The 4,441-nt window shown below is 76.0% G+C and carries 5 protein-coding genes and 1 pseudogene; all 6 read left to right on the top strand.

What is annotated here, in order from left to right; genetic code table 11:
* Positions 1-63 precede the first annotated feature (63 nt).
* The 6 genes and pseudogenes from HUX53_RS34540 to HUX53_RS34520 all read left to right on the top strand — a co-directional run bounded on the left by HUX53_RS34540 (position 64) and on the right by HUX53_RS34520 (position 4,228).
* Positions 64-381: an HAD hydrolase-like protein gene (locus HUX53_RS34540; RefSeq protein ID WP_217920257.1), complete on the top strand. Its 318-nt coding sequence runs from the start codon at positions 64-66 to the stop codon at positions 379-381.
* The gene (locus HUX53_RS34535) at positions 378-1,388 is read left to right on the top strand and encodes a glycosyltransferase family 9 protein (RefSeq protein WP_176407478.1); all 1,011 of its coding nucleotides are present in this window, start codon (positions 378-380) and stop codon (positions 1,386-1,388) included. Before HUX53_RS34540 ends, HUX53_RS34535 begins: the two co-directional genes overlap by 4 nt.
* Positions 1,385-2,380 carry a glycosyltransferase family 4 protein gene (locus tag HUX53_RS34530; protein ID WP_176407477.1) on the top strand — a complete coding sequence of 332 codons (996 nt, stop codon included), beginning with the start codon at positions 1,385-1,387 and terminating at the stop codon, positions 2,378-2,380. The genes HUX53_RS34535 and HUX53_RS34530 overlap by 4 nt, the downstream gene beginning before the upstream one ends.
* Positions 2,377-2,952: pseudogene (locus HUX53_RS41970) on the top strand (glycosyltransferase); the annotation flags it as partial. The gene HUX53_RS34530 and the pseudogene HUX53_RS41970, both read left to right, overlap by 4 nt.
* A gap of 41 nt (positions 2,953-2,993) precedes the next feature.
* Positions 2,994-3,626, top strand: a complete 633-nt coding sequence (locus HUX53_RS42785; RefSeq protein ID WP_309237567.1) for a glycosyltransferase — start codon at positions 2,994-2,996, stop codon at positions 3,624-3,626.
* Complete coding sequence (locus tag HUX53_RS34520) at positions 3,623-4,228, top strand: SIS domain-containing protein (RefSeq protein ID WP_176407476.1); 606 nt, start codon at positions 3,623-3,625, stop codon at positions 4,226-4,228. Before HUX53_RS42785 ends, HUX53_RS34520 begins: the two co-directional genes overlap by 4 nt.
* The last annotated feature ends 213 nt before the right edge of the window (positions 4,229-4,441 follow it).

Genomic DNA, 4,441 nt, shown 5'->3' with positions numbered 1-4,441 from the left:
CGGCGGAGGGTTGTGATGTTGTGTGGTTGGTCGGCAGCGTCAGATGTGTAGAAGGGCCGGCGCGTGGGGGAGCGCCTGGGCCGGCTCGACGTGTGGGAGTTGGGCCCGAACGAGGACGGCGACGGCGGGGCGGGCCGCAAACCGGAGCCCGGCATGATCGAGCGGGCCGCGGAGCCGCTCGCGCTGCTGCTCCGGCTCGCCGGGACGCCGTGGATCGGCGGCATCAGCGACGACATCGAGGCCGCCGCGGCGGCCGGCGCGCGCGGCATCCTCGTGCCGACCGGGCGGACCCGGCCGGCGGAGATCGCGCGGGCGCCGGAGACGGCGCCGACGCTGGACGCCGCCGTCGATCTGGTCCTCGGCGGAAGGGGGCCCCGATGAGGGTCCTCGTCGCACGCCAGGACAACATCGGCGACGTGCTGCTCGCCGGCCCCGCCGTGCGGGCGGTCGCCGCGCGCGCCGACGAGGTCGTGCTGCTGTGCGGTCCGCGCGGCCGCGCCGCCGCCGACATGCTGCCGGGTGTGGACCGCGTCATCGAGTGGCGCGCCCCCTGGATCGACCCCGACCGCGTGCCCGTCGAGCAGGCCGCGATCGACCGGCTCGTCCGGGAGCTGCGCGGGTTCGACCGGGCGCTGATCCTCACCTCGTTCCACCAGTCGCCGCTGCCGCTCGCGCTGCTGCTCCGGCTCGCCGGGACGCCGTGGATCGGCGGCATCAGCGAGGACTATCCCGGATCGCTGCTCGACCTGCGGCACCGGCCCGACACCGACGTCCCCGAGCCGCTGCGCATGCTGGCGCTGGCGGAGGACGCCGGGTTCCCCTCCCCCGCCGACACCCGGCTGCGGGTCCGCGAGCCGCTGCCCGACACCGACCACCTCACCGGCCGGCCCGGCTACGTCGTGGTGCATCCGGGGACGTCCGTCCCCGCGCGCGCCTGGCCGCCGGGACGCTGCGCCGAGGCGGTCCGGCTGCTGCGTTCGGCGGGCCACCGGGTCGTCGTCACCGGCCACGGGGAGGAGAAGGAGCTGACCGCGCTCGTCGCCGGCGAGGACGGCCTCGACCTCGGCGGGCGCACGTCCCTGCCGGAGCTGGCGTCGGTGCTGGCGGGCGCGTCCGCCGTCGTCGCCGGCAACACCGGCCCCGCGCACCTCGCGGCGGCCGTGGGCACGCCGGTCGTGTCGCTGTTCGCGCCGACCGTGCCCGCCGCCCGGTGGGCGCCGTTCGGCGTGCCGCTGGCGCTGCTCGGCGACCAGCAGGCGCCCTGCAAGGACAGCCGCGCCCGCGAGTGCCCGGTCGACGGCCACCCCTGCCTGTCGTCCGTCAGCGCCGACGAGGTCGCCGCGGCCGTGGAGATCCTGGCGTCGGTGGAGGAGGTGCCCACCCGATGAGAGTCCTGATGTGGCACGTGCACGGGTCGTGGGCGACGTCGTTCGTCCACGGTGCGCAGACCACGCTCGTCCCCGTCACCCCCGATCGCGGACCGGACGGCAAGGGACGGCCCGCCACCTTCACCTGGCCCGACCGCGCGATCGAGGTGCCGCCGGAGCGGCTCCGCGACGAGGACGTGGACGTCGTCGTCCTGCAGCGCCCCCACGAGCTCCGGCTGGCCGAGGAATGGCTCGGCAGGCGCCCCGGACGCGACGTCCCCGCCGTCTACGTCGAGCACGACACGCCGCGCCGGACCCCGTCCGACGTGGGGCTCCCCGAGGAGGTCGTGCCCGACAGCCGGCACCTCCTGCACGACCGCTCCGACATCCCGGTCGTGCACGTCACCCACTTCAACCAGCTGTTCTGGAACTGCGGCCGCGCCCCGACCACGGTCATCGAGCACGGCGTCGTCGACCCCGGCTACCGGTACACCGCCGACATGCCGCGCGCCGGCGTCGTCATCAACGACCCGCTGCGGCGCGGCCGCGTCGCCGGCACCGACCTGCTCGCCGAGCTCGCCGCCGCCGTCCCCCTCGACCTGTTCGGCATGAACGTCGCCGGCGCCCCCGGGCACCTGGGCATTCCCCCCGAGTCCCTCTGGACCTTCGAGGACCTGCCGCAGGCGAGGATGCACGAGGAACTCGCCCGCCGCCGCGTCTACGTCCACCCCTACCGGTGGACCTCACTCGGCCTCGCGCTGATCGAGGCCATGATGCTCGGCCTGCCGGTGGTGGCGCTCGCCACCACCGAGGCGGTCGAGGCGGTGCCGCCGGAGGCCGGGGTGCTGTCCACGCGCGTCGCGACACTGGCCGACGCCGCGCGGACCCTGGCCGCCGACCCGCCGCGCGCACGCCAGATGGGCAAGGAGGCGCGGGCCCACGCCGTCGAACGGTACGGCCTGCCGCGGTTCCTGCGCGACTGGCGGCGAACTCTCCAGGAGGTAACGCGATGAGAATAGCCATGATCTCCGAGCACGCCAGCCCGCTCGCCGCCAGTCCCCTAACCACCGGGAACGGCCCCGGTGAGAAGGGACTGGGCGGGGCGGACGGCGGCGGGCAGAACGTGTTCGTCGCGGAACTGGCCACCGAGCTCGGCCGCCAGGGCAACTACGTCACCGTCTACACGCGGCGGGACGCCCCGGTCCTGCCGGACCGGGTGCGGCTCGCGCCCGGCGTGACCGTCGAGCACGTGCCGGCGGGGCCGCCCGAGCACATCGCCAAGGACGACCTGCTGCCCTGGATGCACGACTTCGGGACGTACCTGGAGCGGCGCTGGGCCGCCGACCCGCCCGACGTCGCGCACGCCCACTTCTGGATGAGCGGCCTCGCCGCGGTCCAGGCCGCGCAGGCGGCGGGCGCGCGGCGCGTCCCGGTCGTGCAGACCTACCACGCACTCGGCACCGTCAAGCGCCGCCACCAGGGCGACAAGGACACCAGCCCCGCCTCGCGGGTCCGGCTGGAGCGCGCGATCGGGCGCGGCGCCGACACCGTCATCGCGACCTGCTCCGACGAGGTCGCCGAGCTGGCGGCGATGGGGGTTCCCCGCGACCGCGTCCGGGTGGTGCCGTGCGGGGTGGACCTGAGCCTGTTCGTGCCGGACGACGCCCCCGCGCCGGACGGGGCACCGCACCGTATCGTGGTGCTGTCCCGGCTCGTCGAGCGCAAGGGCGTCGACACCGCCATCCGCGCGCTCGCGCACCTGCCGGGCACCGAGCTGGCCGTCGCCGGCGGGCCGCCGCACGGCGACCGCGACGCCGACCCCGAGATCCGCCGGCTGCGCCGGGTGGCGCGGGACGCCGGCGTCCTGCCGGACGGGTGGAGTTCGTCGGCCGGCTCGGCCGCGACGAGGTGCCGCCGCTGCTGCACTCGGCGAGCCTCGTCGTCACGCTGCCCTGGTACGAGCCGTTCGGCATGGTGCCGCTCGAAGCCATGGCCTGCGGCGTGCCCATCGTGGCGAGCGCCGTCGGCGGGCACCTCGACACCGTCGTGGACGGCGTCACCGGCACGCTCGTCCCGCCGCACGACCCCGAGGCGGCGGCCGGCGCGATCCGCGCGCTGCTCGCCGACCCGGCGAGGCGGGCCGCGATGGGCCTCGCGGCGGCCGGCCGCGCCCGCGAGCGGTACTCGTGGGCGCGCGTCGCCGCCGACACCGCGGATGTCTACCAGCATGCCGCCGCGCTGAGCGAGGTGGCCGCATGACCGCGCAGACCGGTGCCCGGACCAGGACGTCCACCGTCCACGACCGGCGGCTGGAGGCGCTCGCCCAGGCGGCGCTCCAGTTCCGCGACCAGGTCCCGACGATCGAGGCGTGGGGCCGCCGCCTCGCCCACGTGCTCCGCTCCGGCGGGCGGCTGCTGGCCTGCGGCAACGGCGGCAGCGCCGCCGAGGCGCAGCACCTGACCGCCGAGCTCGTCGGCCGGTTCGAGAGCGAGCGGTGCCCGCTGTCGGCGATCCCGCTGCACGGCGACACCTCCTCGGTCACCGCGATCGGCAACGACTACGGCCCGGTCAACGTGTTCGAGCGGCAGGTGCAGGCGCACGGCCGTCCCGGGGACGTGCTGGTGTGCCTGTCGACCAGCGGCCGCAGCCCTAACGTGGTCGCGGCGGCGCACCGCGCCCGGCGGCTCGGGCTGGCCGCCTGGGCGGTCACCGGCCCGGGCCCGAACCCGCTGGCCGCCGCCTGCGACGACGCGATCACCGTCGAGGCCGGCACCACCTCGACCGTCCAGGAGATCCACCTCGCGGCGATCCACCTGCTGTGCGGGGTGGTGGACGAGACGCTGGGGGTGCGTCATGCCTGAGCGGAGCCTGCGTAGCGATGGCATGAGCGCAGCTCTTGCCCGGGGGGTGTGGGGGGTCGTCCCCCCACGGAAGGAGGGCCCATGACGGCACCGCTCGTGGTGGTCGGGGACGTGCTGCTCGACATCGACATCGTCGGCACCAGCAGCCGGCTGTGCCCGGACGCGCCCGTCCCCGTCGTCCAGCCGGCCGAGGACTGTCCCCTCTACCCAACT

It is taken from the genome of Actinomadura sp. BRA 177 (assembly GCF_013372625.1).
In the GTDB taxonomy this organism is placed as follows: Bacteria; Actinomycetota; Actinomycetes; order Streptosporangiales; family Streptosporangiaceae; genus Spirillospora.
The sequence above is the reverse complement of the archived record's forward strand: the minus strand, read 5'-3'. Positions and strand labels throughout refer to the sequence as shown.

Bases quoted from the DNA above. Each gene is read 5' to 3' on its own strand.
- HUX53_RS34535 (WP_176407478.1), top strand. From the start codon at position 378: ATGAGGGTCCTCGTCGCACGCCAGGACAACATCGGCGACGTGCTGCTC.
- HUX53_RS34530 (WP_176407477.1), top strand. From the start codon at position 1,385: ATGAGAGTCCTGATGTGGCACGTGCACGGGTCGTGGGCGACGTCGTTC.
- HUX53_RS34520 (WP_176407476.1), top strand. From the start codon at position 3,623: ATGACCGCGCAGACCGGTGCCCGGACCAGGACGTCCACCGTCCACGAC.